We start from the raw sequence: 17,552 nt of genomic DNA on the forward strand, positions 1-17,552 counted from the left end.
CTCCTTCGTACGGTTCTCACCATTATCTCGGTGCTGAAAAGCCAACTTTTTGAACAGGTAAGAGTAAGAAAGGATGAACGAAATGGATCGATTGACGGCGGAAACAAAAATTAAAGAATTAGCGAAACGAATTGAGCGGCATAATCGTCTTTACCATGAAGAGGATCGACCTGAGATTTCTGACCAGGAATACGATCAATTGATGCGGGAGCTAAAGGAGCTTGAAACCAGCTTCCCTGATTTGCAGTCACCTGATTCTCCTTCCTTGCGTGTAGGGGGAGAACCGCTGCCCTTCTTTGAAAAGGTCGTTCATAGGACACCGATGCTTAGTCTCGGAAACGCCTTTAATGAGGAGGACATCAGGGATTTTGACCGCCGAGTACGTCAGGCCGTTGGCAGTCAGGCTGTCCGATATGTAGCTGAACTGAAAATTGATGGTCTGGCCGTGTCACTTCATTATGAAAATGGGCTGTTCGTCCGCGGGGCTACCCGTGGAGACGGAACAACAGGCGAAGACATCACACAAAACCTGAAAACGATTCGTTCCATTCCTTTGCGGCTGACGAAACCGTTGACCCTTGAGGTTCGCGGTGAGGCTTACATGTCCAAAGGAGCATTTGAAAAGCTGAACAAAGAACGCGAGGATCGTGGAGAAGCGTTATTTGCCAACCCGCGCAATTCCGCAGCAGGCTCGCTCCGACAGCTCGATCCAAAGATTGCCGCATCCCGTCAACTGGATACGTTTGTTTACGGCATTGGCGATTTGCAGGGGGAGTCAGTGGAATCGCACAGTGAAGGGCTTGATTTGCTGGAGACGCTCGGCTTCATGGTGAATCAGGAGCGACGCGTATTTGACGAAGTCGATGAACTTCTCACTTTTATTGCCGGCTGGACAGAGAAGCGTCCACATTTGCCTTATGAAATCGACGGCATGGTGATCAAGGTCGACAGTTACGCGCAGCAGGAGGAGCTCGGATTTACTGCGAAAAGTCCGCGTTGGGCTATCGCATACAAGTTCCCTGCCGAAGAAGCGGTGACGGTTCTCGAAGGTATTGAAGTATCTGTGGGGCGTACAGGGAATGTTACCCCGACTGCTTTGTTGAAGCCAGTTAGTCTGGCAGGTACGACTGTGAAGCGTGCTTCCTTGCACAACGAAGATATTATTCGGGAAAAAGGTCTCCTTATCGGCGATCATGTTGTCGTCAAAAAAGCCGGGGACATTATCCCGGAGATTATCGCGGTCTTGCCAGAGCGTCGTACTGGAAATGAAGTACCGTTTGCCATGCCAACGCATTGCCCAGAATGCGGCAGTGAGCTGGTGCGCTTGGAGGAAGAAGTGGCTCTGCGCTGCATCAATCCGATGTGTCCGGCACTGATCCGTGAAGGCATGATTCATTTCGTGTCTCGAACAGCCATGAACATTGACGGCTTGGGAGAAAAGGTCGTGGCTCAGCTGTATCGCGACGGTATTATTCACAGTGTTGCTGACCTGTATTACTTGCATCAACAGCGCGATGTTCTAATGGGCATGGAGCGCATGGGTGAAAAGTCCGTAGATAATTTGCTCGCGGCGATTGAAGCGAGCAAGGAAAACTCGCTGGAGCGCGTACTGTTTGGTCTTGGTATTCGTTTGGTCGGAGCCAAGGCGGCACGTGTTCTCGCGGAGCATTTTGGCAATATCGATGCCATTATGCAGGCATCCGAAGAAGAGATTACACAAATCGATGAGATCGGGCCGAAAATGGCTGCGAGTCTCGTGAACTACTTCGCACAGCCGCAGGCTCAGGCAGTTATTGAGAGACTGCGTACGGCCGGAGTGAACATGGAGTACAAAGGAATCCGCATTGAAAGTGGCGCAGACCTCCCATTCTCAGGCAAAACAATCGTTTTAACCGGCACCTTGACGCAATTATCGCGACAGGAAGCAGAGGAAGCGATTGCGCGCTTGGGTGGGAAGGTAACGGGCAGCGTCAGCAAGAAGACAGACCTGGTGATTGCAGGTGAAAAAGCGGGCTCTAAGCTGGAGAAAGCAGAAAAACTAGGCGTGGCTGTTATGGACGAAGCAGGTTTCCTGCAAGTATTGGAGAGCAACGCCTAAGAAAACGGTGGCGACAACGGATGAGTAAGGGAAGGGACGTGAAGAGCATGAATAGCTTTCTGAAATGGGGAATCGGTGTATTAGCCATGCTGCAATTGGTTGGCTGTGGAAGTAACAGCAGTACTGGCAGTGAACAAATCAATACGAATCCTCCAACAGTTACAGCTGCTGCTCTACAAGGGGACTTGACCTATCAGGACGTATTGGAGCAGGGAGCAACCATTCACAATCTGATGATGACCGATGATGCTAAGCAAATATGGGTGGGCACCGATGCAGGGCTGTATAGCTCGGTTGGGGGTGGATCATGGGGATCTCTCTCGGCAGATTTAGAGCAGTATGCGATCGAAGGTTGGTTTGTGGACCCGGATGATCCGAAGCAAATATTTGTCGGCGGGATTGATGGGGTTCTTCATTCGACAGATGGCGGTAAAAAATGGGCTTCTGTCAACAAGGGGTTGCCAGAGCCTGCGAATATCAGCAGCTTTGTGGGGAGTCGCCAAGGAGGCGAAATACGTCTGTTTGCCTTTGTCTCGGGTGAAGGCATTTATCAATCGACGGACGAGGCCCAATCTTGGAGCCTGTGGCAGCCGATGGACCAGGAAGTATTTGCCATGGACTTTGATCCCGAACAAGACCGACTCTATGTAGCGGCTCAATTCAGCTTGCTCTATAATGAAGAGGGGCAGTGGAAGACAGAGGAGATTCCCGGAGCACAGCAGATCTATTCGCTCGCCATTAACAGACGAACTGGCACTCTCGCTGTCGCAACCGAAAAAGGTATCTATGAGAAAATCAAGGGCGAATGGCGTTTGCTTGATGCTCGCTCACCAGAAAAGCTGATTGTCATTGCGTCAGGTGGCGAGGATACAAAATGGGTGGGGATTGGCGAATCGGCATTGATCTATAAGCTCGAAGACAATCGATGGATCAAGTGGAACGAATGATTTGTACATCGCCCACTTTTGGATACGAAAAGGAGTAATCTATGAAAGTGAAGTTTTTGACAGGATGCAGGTTCTTCACAGCTGTACTTCTTGTGATGGCATTGACTGGCTGCTCGTTGATACCTGGGGGCAAGGACAAAGCTCCTGAGCCTACTACACCGTCCTTGTCGGAGGTAGTGGAAGTATCAGAGGATTACTACGGCAGTATTACGCCATATCAGCCGAACCAGACGCGAGGTATGCTTGGGGATACGAAATATCGCATCGATTTCAGTCATCTTGAATTAGGCCTGATGGAGTTTGCTCGGGAGACATTCCCGACGTCCGAGTATTATTTCCAAGAAGGTCAAGTGGTGAAAAAAGAGCAAGTCACCCAGTGGATTGCACAAGAAAAGACGGCTGGGGCCAACGGGAAAAAGAAAAACGGAATTCTCGTGCACGTGTTGGAGCACGATTACCTGAACAAAAAGGATAAGAGCTTGGCTGGCATGGTGTTGGGCTTGTCGCTTTCGCCGAACTACCAGGATGCAACCGGTCAGGACAAGGTCTACACGACTCAAGAACTGCAAGCAAAAGGCCAGCAGGTCGCAGCTCGTATTGTGCAGTCTGTACGTGCCAACAGCCCGCAGGTTCCGATATTGATTTTGATGTATCAAGTACCGGAAGCGAATTCTTCTCTGGTGCCAGGTCACTTTATCATGTCAGGAACTGTAGGGGCGAATGAAGCAACGGTATCCAAGTGGCTGCCGATCGAAGAGGAGTTTTTACTATTCCCAAGCTCTGAGGCTGAGAAGAAGTACCCAGAAGTGTCCTTGCAGTACGATAAGCTCATGCGCCAGTCTAAGGGTTATTTCGGTGAGTACATCGGGATGACTGGTCTGGGGCGCTTCATGGATGGCAGGCTGACGGAAATGACAATCACAGCTACGGCAGAGTATGACTCCAGAACAGAGGTATTGCAGTTTACTCAATTTGCAGCGGGCAGTATCAACCAACTATTCGATAAGAACGTCCATGTCAACATGTACGTGCAGTCGATGAACAAACCATTGTCGCTCTACATTCGACCGACAAATGGTGAGCCGTATATGCATATTTACAGACAATAAGGAAAAGCAACAAGCACCCGAATGATCGCCTGAAAAGGTGAGTAAGTCGGGTGTTTTTTTGTACACAAAAGATAGTGAGTTGAACAAAAGTGTAAAGTGATGAACGGTTCATGTACAAAAGTGTTCGAAATACTTCTTGAATCATGGCGGTGATTTTTCGGGAAAAATGCAAACACTAATAGAGTCGAGCTTTTAATTGTTTGGTTGGTATGATCCTTGCATATGTTTTATGAGTGATCCGAAACATGGAAGATATCGATAAGGAGGCGTCACAGATGCAAGTGGAATTCAAAAACGAGGCGTTCACCAATTTTAGTCTGCCAGAAAATAAAAAGGCATTTGAAGAAGCGCTCGCTAAGGTAGAAAGTGAGCTTGGCCGTGAGTATTCGCTTATCATTGGCGGAGAACGCATCACAACTGAAAAGAAATCCAGCTCCTTCAACCCTTCTAATAAAGAACAAGTAGTGGGCGTAGTTTCCCAGGCTGACCAAGCACTGGCTGAAAAAGCGATCCAAACAGCTGCTAGCACTTTCGAAACATGGAAAAAGGTGCCTGCACAAGCTCGTTCCCGCTATCTGTATAAAGCAGCAGCAATCCTGCGTCGCCGCAAGCATGAGTTCTCTGCTTGGCTCGTAAAAGAAGCAGGAAAAAGCTGGCCAGAAGCTGATGCTGACACAGCAGAAGCAATCGACTTCATGGAATACTATGCACGTCAAATGGATAAGCTGTCCCAGCGCCATGACTTGCCACGTATCCCGGATGAGGACAACGAACTGTACTACATTCCACTTGGCGTAGGTATCGTTATCCCGCCTTGGAACTTCCCTCTGGCGATCATGGCTGGTATGACGACAGCAGCTCTCGTAGCGGGTAACACTGTTGTATTGAAGCCTGCTTCTACTACTCCAGTTATCGCTGCGAAATTCATGGAAATCCTCGAAGACGCTGGCGTACCAGCTGGTGTTGTGAACTTCGTACCAGGTTCCGGTAGCGAAATCGGCGATTACCTCGTAGAGCACAACCTGACTCGTTTCATCAGCTTCACAGGTTCCCGTGACGTAGGTCTGCGTATCAACGAACTGGCTGCGAAACATCGTCCAGGTCAAAAATGGATGAAGCGTCTGGTTGCCGAAATGGGCGGTAAAGACTCCATCGTGGTTGACAACGATTGCGACACCGAGTTGGCTGCACAGTCCATCGTGGCTTCTGCATTCGGCTTCTCTGGTCAAAAATGTTCCGCTTGCTCCCGTGCGATCGTTCACCAAGACGTGTACGATCAAGTACTGGGCCGCGTAGTAGAGCTGACCAAACAACTGACTGTCGGCGACATCAGAACCAACGAGTTCTACACAGGTCCTGTAGTTGACGAGAAAGCATACAACAAAATCCTCGAGTACATCGAGATTGGTAAAACAGAAGGCAAACTGGTTGCAGGTGGCGAAAAAGGTCCAGAATCCGGCTACTTCATCATGCCAACTGTATTTGCAGATGTAGATCCACAAGCTCGCATCATGCAAGAAGAAATCTTCGGCCCAGTGGTAGCGTTCACGAAAGCGAACGATTTCGATCATGCACTGGAAATCGCGAACAACACCGAGTACGGTTTGACTGGCGCTGTCATCAGCCGCAACCGTGAAAACCTGGAGCGTGCACGCGAAGAGTTCCATGCTGGTAACCTGTATTTCAACCGCAAGTGCACAGGCGCTTTGGTAGGTGTACATCCATTCGGAGGATTCAACATGTCCGGTACAGACTCCAAAGCGGGTGGACCAGACTACCTCTTGCTCTTCACACAAGCAAAAATGGTTTCCGAAAAACTGTAAGCTTCGCAATAAAAAAGGCTGCCTCTTATACAGGGGCGGCTTTTTTGTTCCCATTTTGTCCACACTAAAGACAAAATGAAGGGCAAAGCAGGTGAGGGTAACTGTTTACTTATATCGTGTCAGGACTCTCCTCGTTTTTTGTTGTGTATTTGTTAATGCCAGTAGCAAATTGGCTGGCTTGGAAAACAAAGCTGCTAGATATACCAAAGGGAAGAAAGGGACATAGCAGACCGATCCCATTATCTGGTGGGTTGGCGATGTTCGTCGGTCTCTTGTTGGTGTCAACTTTTTTTGCAGGGGCGCAAAAAACCGTTGCAGTTTTGGCAGTTGGAGGGGCCATGCTGGTGGCCATTGGATGGGTAGACGATACGTACAAGTCGAAGAAAAAAGAGTTTCCGGCACTGCCGAAGCTGATGGTGCAGTTATTGGTAGCGACGCTGACATTCTTCATGGATATTCGCTTTCGGGGAATCAATTTCATGTGGCTGGGGGGAGAGGAAGGGATGTATATCTCATTTCCAATCCTGGTTTCCCTGCTGATGACCGTGCTGTGGATCGTCGGCTTGATCAATATGGTGAATTTTTTGGATGGGGTGGACGGACTCGCTGCAGGTGCTACTGTGATCTCAGCGGTGACCTTGTTCTTTTTATCGATGCTCAAAGGTCAAGAATTAACGGCACTATTGGCAGTCGCACTGGCAGGTGCTGCACTCGCTTTTCTACGCTTTAATTTTTATCCGGCGAAAATTTTTATGGGTGATGCGGGATCGATGTTTTTGGGATTCGCTCTCGGCGTGATCTCGTTGGAAGGAACGATGAAAGGGGCTACGCTCATTTCATTAGTCGTGACTGTGCTGGCAGTAGGCTTGCCCGTCATAGACACTGTACAGGTCATGATCAGTCGGCTTTTGGCAGGCTCCCCCATGTACCAAGCGGATCGTCGACATGTTCATCATCGGCTCATGTCCCGGGGGTTGTCTACGAAGCAGACGGTCATCATTCTGTATGTGGTGAGTTTGCTGTTCTCCGTCGTGGCAGTGTTTTTGTTTTATAGTCAATAATCAAATGGGGTCAAAGAAAAAGAAACGATTGCGCCCTGTCTTTTTGGCCTGATAAAGTGCTTTGTCTGCATTGCTCAACAGTTGTTCCGCTTCGCTTGCAGATGCAGGGTAGAGGGCAATGCCTATGCTTGTCGAGAACGGTACGGCCCGGTCCTCGATCATCCACGGCTCTTGAGTCGCAAGCAGGATACGGTTCGCAATTTTTTCAACCTGACGTTCGGAGTGAATGCCGGTCAGAACAATGACAAACTCGTCTCCACCCAGACGTGCGACAATATCTCCATCTCGAACGGATGATTTGAGGCGTGTAGCCAACATTTGCAAAAACAAATCTCCAGTGTCATGACCCCAGGTATCGTTAATTTCTTTAAAGCGGTCACAGTCCAAATAGAGGGCAGCGACTATCTCCTCTTTTGATTGGGCAGCACGTAGAGCTTGCTGGAGCTTTTCGGAGAGGAGGCGCCTGTTCGGTAATCCTGTGAGCACATCATGATACGCCATATAGGCCAGCTGTGATTCCAGGTTTGTGCGTTCGGTAACATCGCGGGTAATGGAAAATACATGCGTACATACACCATTACTATCGTAGACAGGAGAAAGAATGGATTCGCCAATGATGTCACCATTTGCAGTAAAGTGGATCGGACTCCCGCTTTTTACTGCTTGTGTGTACATATGCTGTAATAAGCTGGTTTTTTCATGAGGATACACGTCCTCAAACGTTTTTCCGTATGCTTCCTCGCACAATTGAGCATTGTGCATAGCAGATGGATTCATCAAGACATAGCGGAACTGATACTCCCCGTCCGCAGCTTGTTCGACAGCCATGAGAAAGAACATGTCCGACATATGATCGAACAGACTGGTTAGGATATCTCCATGTTGACTGACAAGGGTAGTAAAATCGAGCTTCTTCACCATAACCGATATCTCCTGATAATGTGTGTTCAAAAAGTCGACCTTTTGAACAACCACTGATAGTTGGCTTGTTAGAATGATTATAGTATAGCAAGACCGTCGAAGAAAATGATGAACCTCTGGTAATAGTGCGGGGTTTACTGGCTGTTAGCAGAAGTGGTAAAGTAAGGGTATTGTTGTTTTACGAAGGAGCATTTCTTATGGGCAAAAAGCTGCTCCCAGGTCTCATTCATCGCTTGCCACAAAACGCGATGTCGCGGACTATGGGCAAAATTACCGCTACTCCCTTTAGTCGATTAGCCATTCAACGATACATAAAGCACTATCAAATTGATACGTCCATCATAGAAAAGCCGGCTTCGGAATACCGCACGCTGAAGGAGTTTTTTTCCCGACGCTTGAAGCCCGCAGCGAGACCGATTGCACCTGGCCCAGATACCATCGTCAGCCCGGTAGATGGAACTGTTTCGCAGTTAGGTGATATTTGCGAAGGTACCTTGATTCAAGCAAAGGGAAAAGAGTTCAGTGTGAGTGAGCTGTTGGGCGGTTCGGAGGAAGAGGCCAAGCGTTACTACGGTGGTAAATTTATCACCATTTATTTGAGTCCAAGGGACTATCACCGGATTCATATGCCGGTAACGGGCGATTTGAGCTGTTATTGCTATTTGCCTGGCAGACTCTATCCAGTCAACCAGCTCGGAATAGAAAACGTAGACCGCTTGTTTGCCCGCAATGAACGCTTGGTAACTCACATCAAAACAGATAGCCTGGGCGATATGGCTTTGGTTAAAGTAGGAGCTTTGTTTGTAGGAAGCGTGAAGGTCTGCTACAACACAGCTACGACGAATATCAAGCATGGGCGCCAAACCCACGAGAATATTGCTGGGACACCTCGTTATGAAAAAGGGGCGGAGCTGGGCTGGTTCGAATTTGGATCCACCGTCATTTTGTTGTTGGAGTCCAACGAGCTCGAATGGGCAACGGGCGTTGAAAAAGGGAAGTCTCTTTTGATGGGGCAGGCCTTGGCGAAAAAGAAGGCTGAATAGCAAGAGATAGAAGACGCACAGTCCAGGGCAAATGCCTTGGGCTTGTTTTTCTTAGGAGATGAAGTTTTCTAGTAGATGTGGCTGTGGTGGGGAGAAGAATATTTCCAGTCTAGGCTCCAGGCTCCGTCCTGCTGAGGGCTAAGACTGCCCGCTCCGAAGGGATTCGCGGGGAAACGCAAAAGTGGTAGCCGCTACGTCGTACGGGCACGGTTGCGTTTCTTTTGCCCGCTCATCCCTTCTCCGCTTGGTAGGACTCCACAAGTCGCTACGTCTGGAAATATTCTTCTCTGTCGTAACTGATTACATTCTTCCATCTTTTAAGTCTTTTAAGACCCGTTTAACACTGAACGCTCGTAGAGGAAACAGGAGAAAAAAGCGAAGATCTTTGGTACACCGACCGAGACGGAATGCAAAAAGCGAAACACGCCTTTAAGCGTCCACCTCTGAAACAACAACTTGAATGGACTACTTTGGACGCGGTTTCGCTTTTTGCATGGAGTCGGGCAGTGAATCCCCCAGCGGGTGGGACAAGAAGCTGAGCGTTTTCTCCTGTTTCCTCCCCACCACAACAGCCGGACAAAGTTTTTATAGGTTAATAATCGATCAATATTTTTTTGTCGACAACATTATTTGTTTTTCCTGTTGAAATCCCTACGAAAATTGACTGAACCTGCTCTTTTCAAGTAAGATCAAAGTTATGTGATACGATTCGGAGGTGGAAAGAATGAGTGCCATTACTCGCAAAGAAGTAGAACACGTAGCTAATTTGGCCCGTTTGCAGCTCACTGAGGAAGAAGCGGAGCGGTACACAAAAGACCTGAATGCGATTCTTGATTTTGCAGCCAAGCTGAATGAGCTCGATACATCCAATATTGAGCCAACCAGTCATGCTACAGACGTGAAAAACGTCATGCGCGAAGACGTAAACAGACCGTCCCTGCCGCGTGAGGACGTGCTGAAAAACGCACCAGATCACGAAGACGGGCAGTTTAAAGTACCGGCTGTATTTGAATAACCTACTGGATAACGAGAAGGGAGGAACCCACTGTGTCGCTGTTTGACAAGCGATTGTCTGAGATACATAGCGCCCTGCGCGCAAAAGAGATTTCGGTAACGGATCTGGTGCAGGCTTCCATCGCTAGCATCAAGGAGCATGACGGAGAAATCAAATCCGTCCTGCATGTAGATGAAGAGGGAGCCTTGGCTCATGCCCGTCAATTGGACGAGCGTCTGGTCAAAGGAAATGAGGAACTGGGTCTTCTCTACGGCCTGCCTGCCGGACTGAAGGATAACCTGGTTACAAAAGACGTTCGCACGACTTGCGCGAGCAAATTTTTGGCGAACTACGATCCTGTCCATGACGGGACTGTTTCCAAAAAGGTCAAGGATGCCGATGCGGTCATCGTTGCGAAGCTGAACATGGACGAGTTTGCGATGGGCGGCTCCAACGAAAATTCCGGCTTTTTCCCAGCGAAAAACCCGTGGAACACCGACTACGTTCCGGGAGGCTCTTCCGGTGGCTCAGCGGCGGCAATGGCTGCGCGTCATTTTTATTTCACACTCGGCTCTGATACAGGTGGCTCCATCCGTCAGCCTGCTGCTTTTTGTGGCGTTGTCGGCTTGAAGCCTACGTACGGACGCGTATCCCGTTTCGGGCTGGTTGCGTTTGCGTCGTCGCTGGATCAAATCGGACCTGTGACGAAAAACGTTGAGGATTCTGCCTATGTGCTGCAAGCGATTGCGGGACATGATGAATACGACTCTACCTCTGCTAATGTGGACGTACCGGATTACTTGTCCGCGTTGACTGGAGATGTGAAAGGACTGCGTATCGGGGTACCGAAAGAGTTGATCGGAGAAGGGATTGACCCTGAGGTTCGCGATGCTGTTCTGGCAGCATTGAAGCAGCTGGAGAGCATGGGAGCTACATGGAGCGAGGTTTCCATGCCGCACACGGAATATGCAGTGCCAGCTTACTACCTCTTGTCTTCGTCTGAAGCTTCGTCCAACTTGGCTCGTTTTGACGGCGTACGTTATGGTGTACGCGCAGACAATGCGGCAAACCTGATCGAGCTGTACAAGGAATCCCGTAGCCAAGGCTTTGGCCCAGAAGTGAAGCGCCGAATCATGCTCGGAACCTACGCGCTCTCGTCTGGTTATTACGATGCTTACTACAAAAAGGCGCAGCAGGTTCGCACCCTGATCATTCAGGACTTCAACAACATTTTTGCTGACTACGATGTAATCCTACACCCAACCACGCCTTCTACGGCTTTCAAAGTAGGCGAAAACGTAGATGATCCGGTGAAAATGTATCTGGAAGATATTTGTACCGTTCCTGTAAACCTGGCTGGACTGCCAGCAATCAGCGTGCCGTGCGGATTCTCCAAAAATGGTCTGCCGATCGGTTTGCAGATCGTAGGTCGTGCATTTGACGAATCCACCGTATTGCGCGTAGCCCATGCGTATGAGCAAACAGCAGGCTTCTACGGGCGCAAACCGGAATGGGTGAGGGGGTAAGAGCATGAGCAAATACGAAACCGTCATCGGCTTGGAGGTTCACGCCGAGCTATCGACCAACAGTAAAATCTTTTGCGGCTGCCCGACTGAATTTGGTGCACCGCCGAATACACATACATGCCCGATCTGCTTGGGACACCCAGGTGTACTGCCTGTAACGAACAAGCAAGCGGTAGAATTCGCGATGAAAGCAGCACTCGCCCTCAACTGCGAGATTTCCCGTGAGACCAAGTTCGACCGCAAGAACTACTTTTATCCAGACTCGCCAAAAGCGTACCAAATCTCGCAGTTTGACCAGCCGATCGGCTACAATGGCTGGATCGACATCGAGGTAAACGGTGAGACGAAACGCATTGGCATCACTCGTCTGCATTTGGAAGAGGATGCGGGTAAGCTGACGCACAGCGATTTTGGCGGAGAGTCTCTGGTAGACTTCAACCGCGTAGGGGTACCGCTCGTCGAGATCGTTTCTGAGCCAGACATCCGCACACCGGAAGAAGCACGTGCGTATCTGGAAAAGCTGAAAGCGATCATCCAGTACACCGAAGTATCTGACGTTCGCATGGAACAAGGCTCCCTGCGCTGCGATGCTAACGTTTCCATCCGCCCGTATGGTCAAGAAGAATTCGGAACCAAGGCTGAGCTGAAAAACATGAACTCCTTCCGCAACGTACAAATGGGCTTGGAGTACGAGGTACTGCGTCAGACGGAGGTAGTTTCTTCCGGTGGCAAGGTCGTTCAGGAAACACGCCGTTGGGATGAAGCGAACAAGAAGACGTTGACGATGCGTTCGAAAGAAGAAGCGCACGACTATCGGTACTTCCCAGACCCGGATCTGGTTCGCATGCAGATTTCCGAGGAGTGGATTGAAGCGGTTCGCGCAACCATTCCAGAGCTGCCAGATGCTCGTCAGGCACGCTATGTGAACGAGTTTGGCTTGTCTCGGGATGATGCCGGAGTCATTACGATCTCCAAGGAGACGGCTGATTTCTTTGATGAGACTGTGAAAACAGGAGCAGAGCCGAAGTCCGTAGCGAACTGGCTGATGGTTGACCTGTTGGCACACCTCAACGCCAACAATCTGGTGTTTGCTGATGTGAAAATGACACCAAAAGGCTTGGGTGAGATGATCAAGCTGATCGAGGACGGAACCATTTCCTCCAAAATCGCCAAAACCGTCTTCAAAGAGATGGTCGAGACCGGCAAAGAGCCGAAGCAGATCGTCGAAGAAAAAGGACTTGTCCAAATTAGCGATGAAGGCGCTCTGCGTCAAGTCGTCGTCGATGCGGTCAATTCCAACCCGCAAGCCGTGGCAGACTTCAAAGCCGGAAACGAAAAAGCAGCTGCTTTCTTCGTGGGCCAAGTCATGAAGCAAACCAAAGGTAAGGCAAACCCGGGAATGGTAAACAAGTTGATTCAGGAAGTATTGAACAGCCTGTAGGCAAAACATACGACAGCACTTTCTCTGGAAGGGGAGAGTGCTGTTTTTTTGTGCTGTAAGCTATGCTAAATAGTGGAAAAAAAGTAAGATAGAATGCGTAGCTATCATCATAATTGATTAGGAGAAATGTTCATGAAACAAAATTGGAAAAGTGCAACGGCTGCTTTTGCAGTGACAACCATGCTGCTGGGAACGGGTGCCCAGGCATTTGCTACAAGCCCGGAAATGATCTTGAAAAATGCAGAAACTCCATCGGAAGCACAAGTCAAGCTACCTACTCGTGCGGTAGAGATTGTCGCTGCGCTGGAGAAGCTGGAGCCTGCTTTGAAAACTTTGACGGTACGGGAAGTCTTCATTTCCGAGCAAGATGAAAATCAAGTGGTCTTGACTATGCATCATCCAGACAACATACACGAGGATGCGTATATCCTTTTTGATCGCAATAGCGGTGAGATGGTTGGCTTCGAGGCTGCCACCATCATCTGGGATCAGAAAGAAAAAGCAACAGATGAGGCCATTTTGAAAAAAGCCGATAAAGCCGTTGAGGAGTTGCTTGGGTCGAAGAAGCGGAGCATGACGGATGCCCCACAATTGTCAACATACGTGGATGATGAGGAAGAGTCAATTGAATTCCGAAATGTCTATTATCCGATTCTGTTGAACGGTCTGGAAATAGAAGGAACGCGTTTTGGCATAGATGTAGACATGGATTTCGCCGGTCATTTAATCGGGATCTCGTTTGAACCACTCGATTTGAAGGGAGTTCAGGTTGCTGACCCGAAAAAAGCTGTCGCAAAAGAGGCGATCCAGAAGCAGATTTTTACACCTGAACGAATCCAGCATGGATATGTATGGGAAGGCAGTGAAGGTAAGCCTGGCTTAGCGTATAAGCTAAGAACATCTCCAATATTTGATGCACTGACAGGCAAGCAGATCGTTGATGGATGGGGGGAAGAAAACGGGGAAGGCAAGCTAAATGCTGCCGATCTGAAAAATATTTCCTTGAAGCCCCAGGCAAAGCCATTCATTGAGAAAAATGCAACGGATACACAAATTTTAGAGCGCCTGTTTGGAATAGATACGAAGAAGACGTATTCGACCTATCGAAAGGAGGAGCAGGACGGCATAATCAATCATTATTGGGCCAACTATGTTGAAGTGAATTACGCTTCGGTAGTGGAGGACAAAATGACAGGAGAGATTGGTGGTTATCTGAATTGGACGCATATCCCATATCTTCCTGCTCCGCTCACCAAAGAACAATCGTTACAAAAAGCGATTGCTTTCTTGGAGCCTTATGCTAAAACATCCGAATGGCAAGTCGAAATGTACGAACGGATCAAACCAGAAGATTCACTGGCTCTGAAGGTTCTTTCGAATAGGGATAACAAGCAAGAGACTGAGGAAAAGAAATCCATCGAGCAGTACGGCTTTTTATTTTTCGAGAAACAAAACGGTATACCAGTCATGGAGTATTCCTATGGAGTAGTTATTGATCCAATTAAAGGACAAGTCGCAGAGTTCTTGGCCTCAGTTCCCGCAGAGGATCGCAAATATCCTGTGCTCAAACCATCCGTAACAGACCAGCAGGTTGCCGAAATTTTCGCCAAAAATGTACCGGTAAAGCTGACTTACATCTGGCCGACATCCAGTGATCATAATGCTCCCATTCTTGCCTACAAACTCGATACCAGCAAAGGCTGGCCAACTGTAGATGCCGTAAACGGATCGTTTACGTGGGACGAGATAGAGGATTAAGGGAGGAGATTTAATGAAACGAAATGGGAAGCACATAGCAATTGCTTTGACAATAGCAATGATGTTGCTAGGAACAAGTGGAACAGCTTTGGCTGCAAGTCCTGAAATCCATCCTAGCCACAGTGCAACTGTTACAAAAAGCGAGGAAAAGCTCCCAGAGCGGGCCACGCAGATCGTAGCTGCTTTAGAAAAGCTGGAGCCTGCATTGAAAGCATTGACGAAACGAACGATTGTGAAAAGTGAGATCGATGAAAAACTGTTAAAGCTCTATCTGAGAAGTCCCGAATCCAATGACATGGGTGCCACTGTTGTCTTTGACAACAAAACTGGAGAGCTGTTCATGTACAGCGCTAGTTTTCCTATTTGGAAGCAAGGGGAAATTGCGACAGACGAGGTTATTTTGCAACGGGCAGAAAAAGCAGTGCTTGAGTTATTGGGAGCAGACAAAAGAAAACAATTAGGCTCCCCTCAATTATCGGACGCTGTTGAAGAAGTAGACTCTGAAGTTTTGACTGATCCGTTAGCAATATACCGTATTGTTTATTATCCAAAGTTACTAAATGGGCTGGAGATATTGGGAAATGGAACGGGCATATACGTGGCGACGGATTATGCTGGTCATCTTTTAGAGGTATCCAGTACGACGGATTAAGCTGGTCATATTTTGGAGGTATCCAGTACCCCATTTAGGAAGCTCCTTTTCTCACCCTTGTCTATACGATTGACAAGAGCAAAGGCTGGCCTTACGTAGATGCCGTAAACGGCACACTTGAATGGGGCGAATACGAGGAATAATTCGAACGAAAAAGAACGCAGCTTTTCTGACTGCGTTCTTTTTTCTGTCCCTTTTATGTGCGCGCCTGATTTGCAATGAGTCCCGTCTGTATTTGTTCCAGTACAGATACGGCAGCACGCTCATTTCGCTCAATCGCCTGCAACAACGCAATAGCCTGCTTACCCTGCTCCGAATCGTTCGGCTCGCCTCCAGCCGGGAACGGGAAGAGCTTGCTTAACGTGTCAAAGCCATCAGCAATCGCCCCGTACAAGCTAGCCGCTTCTTTCATCAGTGGGCGAACCTCATCAAACACAGAATCTGTCCACGTATCAACGATTTCGCTCCAGAAAAGAGAGGCGTAGCGACGTGCATCCCCGTTCATCACGGTCGTATACGCGTTGCCATTCGACTCAACTGTTCCCTTTTCATAGGCTTCCTGCCAAGCAGCATAGGCGGCTAGACCATTGACGCAGCTCGCGTCCTGCGGTTCTTCTCCACGATAATGAACGAGTGCAGATTGGAGGGCATTTGCGAGCATCGTGCGTTGATCGATTGGAAACGCACGGTCGATAGCAAGGACAAATAGCTCCTCGAGGATACCCCGTCCCAAGTTTTCATAAGGAATGGTGCTGTCGTTTCGGCAGTTATCTCCTGCGTAAAACACTCTTTTTTCATCATCATAGCCGTAGATCAATCCGAACTCTGGCATGAACAGGTCCCAAGCAAGCACAGGGTGCCCTTTGTCGATGGAGCGGTGAACCAGCTCCAATGCTTCTGGCAAGAGGACAGACAGCTGACGCTTCTGGCGTGCTTCCGGGCTGAGCAGCGAAGGTTCTACTTGATTGGCATTCATGCTTGGTTCGCAGGAAAGATGATACGAGGTAACGGCACGAGACTCAAAGCCCATGTTTTTCAAACCCTGCTGCAAGACCCGCTGAAAGTGAAACATCGTCGGACCCGCAATGTGGATATTTTCAGGGACGATTGTCAGGCGAAAGGCATGCCCGCTCAGGCCAAGGATCATCGGCAAAGACATTTTTCGATCGGTCGATTCTACCAATCCGTATAGTGCTGCTGCGCAAGTAACCCAAGTAGGCATAGTGAAGGCTTCTGGTTTATTTAATACTGCTTGTTTCATACTCCCCGCAACCTTTCTCGTCTTCATGTATTGATCAACAACGACACGAGTTTTCTCCTGAATCAGTTTTTTGCGAGAACGCGATAGCACTTGGTAGACATTCGCCTGGGACATCTGGAACATGTGGGCGATCTCATGAGGGGCCAAATGGTCAAAAAAGTGAGATTCCACAATGCGTCTCTCCCGAGGATTGAGGCAGTACAGCAGGCTCCTGATCGTCTCAAACAGTTCACGCCGCACCATGACCTCTTCGGGATTGGTGTTCTGCGCAGAGTGTGACCAAGACCGTCCCAGCCTGTGCAGAATACTATCGAGGTCCTCCCAGTCAGTCGGTTCCTGCTCATACGTCTGTTTGCCTAGACTCGAGAAGACGGTTTCCCTTTTTTGCGGCCCCTTCGCCAGACGCGTGTACGCTTGATTGCGCACAATCCGATGCAGCCAAGGGAGGAAACGTCGGCTATCCACCAGCGTTCCAAGGTGCAAAAAGGCGCGAATGAGAGCATCCTGAACGATGTCTTCGGCAAGAAAGGCTTCTTGTGTATACGACCGTGCATAGCCGTATACTTTGGAGCGATGACGCCTGACCAGCTCGCTAAACGCCTCCTGATCTCCGGCTTTTGCCTGCTCTACCAAAGTCTCGTCGTCTGTCTGGGTGTGTTCCTCATGAGTCTTGGGCCTGATTAACAAGTGATCCATCGCAAAAACTCCTCGTGATTTGTTGATTTACTATGTAGACTTCTGGTTCACGGATTATCTGACACGGGATGCGAAAAAATTTCGGAGTTTTTTAAATCGTTCTGTCTAGTGTATCAGACAAATAAAGGCAGTGGTTTTTCCAATGGCAGATGACAAAGCAATTTGTAACAATTTCCACTCTCCCCTATAATGAACGTACAGGAAGAAAAAGGAGGATGGAAG

Annotated in this window: 13 protein-coding genes; 11 read left to right on the forward strand and 2 right to left on the reverse strand. The window is 48.8% G+C overall.

Annotation, left to right across the window (positions count from 1 at the left end):
* Positions 1-82: 82 nt before the first annotated feature.
* The 5 genes from ligA to HPY27_RS10760 all read left to right on the forward strand — a co-directional run bounded on the left by ligA (position 83) and on the right by HPY27_RS10760 (position 7,038).
* Entirely contained in the window at positions 83-2,098 is a 2,016-nt protein-coding gene (gene ligA / locus HPY27_RS10740; protein ID WP_174224959.1) for an NAD-dependent DNA ligase LigA, read from the forward strand.
* Positions 2,099-2,145: 47 nt separating this feature from the next.
* Complete coding sequence (locus tag HPY27_RS10745) at positions 2,146-3,045, forward strand: WD40/YVTN/BNR-like repeat-containing protein (protein ID WP_017249795.1); 900 nt, start codon at positions 2,146-2,148, stop codon at positions 3,043-3,045.
* A gap of 41 nt (positions 3,046-3,086) precedes the next feature.
* Positions 3,087-4,154: a CamS family sex pheromone protein gene (locus tag HPY27_RS10750; RefSeq protein ID WP_173622622.1), complete on the forward strand. Its 1,068-nt coding sequence runs from the start codon at positions 3,087-3,089 to the stop codon at positions 4,152-4,154.
* 275 nt (positions 4,155-4,429) lie between these two features.
* Entirely contained in the window at positions 4,430-5,977 is a 1,548-nt protein-coding gene (gene pruA / locus HPY27_RS10755) for an L-glutamate gamma-semialdehyde dehydrogenase (RefSeq protein WP_017249797.1), read from the forward strand.
* 257 nt (positions 5,978-6,234) lie between these two features.
* A complete protein-coding gene (locus tag HPY27_RS10760) occupies positions 6,235-7,038 on the forward strand; it encodes an MraY family glycosyltransferase (RefSeq protein WP_174225127.1) in 804 nt (267 codons plus the stop codon).
* On the opposite strand, the gene HPY27_RS10765 is transcribed toward HPY27_RS10760, so the two are convergent.
* Positions 7,039-7,959, reverse strand: coding sequence for a diguanylate cyclase domain-containing protein (locus HPY27_RS10765; RefSeq protein ID WP_174224960.1), 921 nt, complete (start codon positions 7,957-7,959; stop codon positions 7,039-7,041).
* A gap of 197 nt (positions 7,960-8,156) precedes the next feature.
* Here HPY27_RS10765 and asd point away from each other — a divergent pair, with 197 nt between their 5' ends.
* The 6 genes from asd to HPY27_RS10795 all read left to right on the forward strand — a co-directional run bounded on the left by asd (position 8,157) and on the right by HPY27_RS10795 (position 15,373).
* Positions 8,157-9,002 carry an archaetidylserine decarboxylase gene (asd, locus tag HPY27_RS10770; RefSeq protein ID WP_174224961.1) on the forward strand — a complete coding sequence of 282 codons (846 nt, stop codon included), beginning with the start codon at positions 8,157-8,159 and terminating at the stop codon, positions 9,000-9,002.
* A gap of 724 nt (positions 9,003-9,726) precedes the next feature.
* On the forward strand, positions 9,727-10,017 hold the full coding sequence (gatC, locus tag HPY27_RS10775) for an Asp-tRNA(Asn)/Glu-tRNA(Gln) amidotransferase subunit GatC (protein ID WP_007717539.1): 291 nt from the start codon (positions 9,727-9,729) through the stop codon (positions 10,015-10,017).
* 32 nt (positions 10,018-10,049) lie between these two features.
* The gene (gene gatA / locus HPY27_RS10780; RefSeq protein ID WP_048031142.1) at positions 10,050-11,522 is read left to right on the forward strand and encodes an Asp-tRNA(Asn)/Glu-tRNA(Gln) amidotransferase subunit GatA; all 1,473 of its coding nucleotides are present in this window, start codon (positions 10,050-10,052) and stop codon (positions 11,520-11,522) included.
* A gap of 4 nt (positions 11,523-11,526) precedes the next feature.
* Positions 11,527-12,963 carry an Asp-tRNA(Asn)/Glu-tRNA(Gln) amidotransferase subunit GatB gene (gatB, locus tag HPY27_RS10785; protein ID WP_174224962.1) on the forward strand — a complete coding sequence of 479 codons (1,437 nt, stop codon included), beginning with the start codon at positions 11,527-11,529 and terminating at the stop codon, positions 12,961-12,963.
* 132 nt (positions 12,964-13,095) lie between these two features.
* Positions 13,096-14,721 carry a hypothetical protein gene (locus HPY27_RS10790; protein ID WP_174224963.1) on the forward strand — a complete coding sequence of 542 codons (1,626 nt, stop codon included), beginning with the start codon at positions 13,096-13,098 and terminating at the stop codon, positions 14,719-14,721.
* 13 nt (positions 14,722-14,734) lie between these two features.
* Positions 14,735-15,373, forward strand: a complete 639-nt coding sequence (locus tag HPY27_RS10795) for a hypothetical protein (RefSeq protein ID WP_254612873.1) — start codon at positions 14,735-14,737, stop codon at positions 15,371-15,373.
* Between the two features lie 196 nt (positions 15,374-15,569).
* On the opposite strand, the gene HPY27_RS10800 is transcribed toward HPY27_RS10795, so the two are convergent.
* Positions 15,570-17,330: an RNA polymerase sigma factor gene (locus HPY27_RS10800; RefSeq protein ID WP_174224964.1), complete on the reverse strand. Its 1,761-nt coding sequence runs from the start codon at positions 17,328-17,330 to the stop codon at positions 15,570-15,572.
* Positions 17,331-17,552: the final 222 nt, after the last annotated feature.

It is taken from the genome of Brevibacillus sp. HB1.1 (genome assembly GCF_013332445.1).
Taxonomy (GTDB): Bacteria; Bacillota; Bacilli; order Brevibacillales; family Brevibacillaceae; genus Brevibacillus; species Brevibacillus porteri.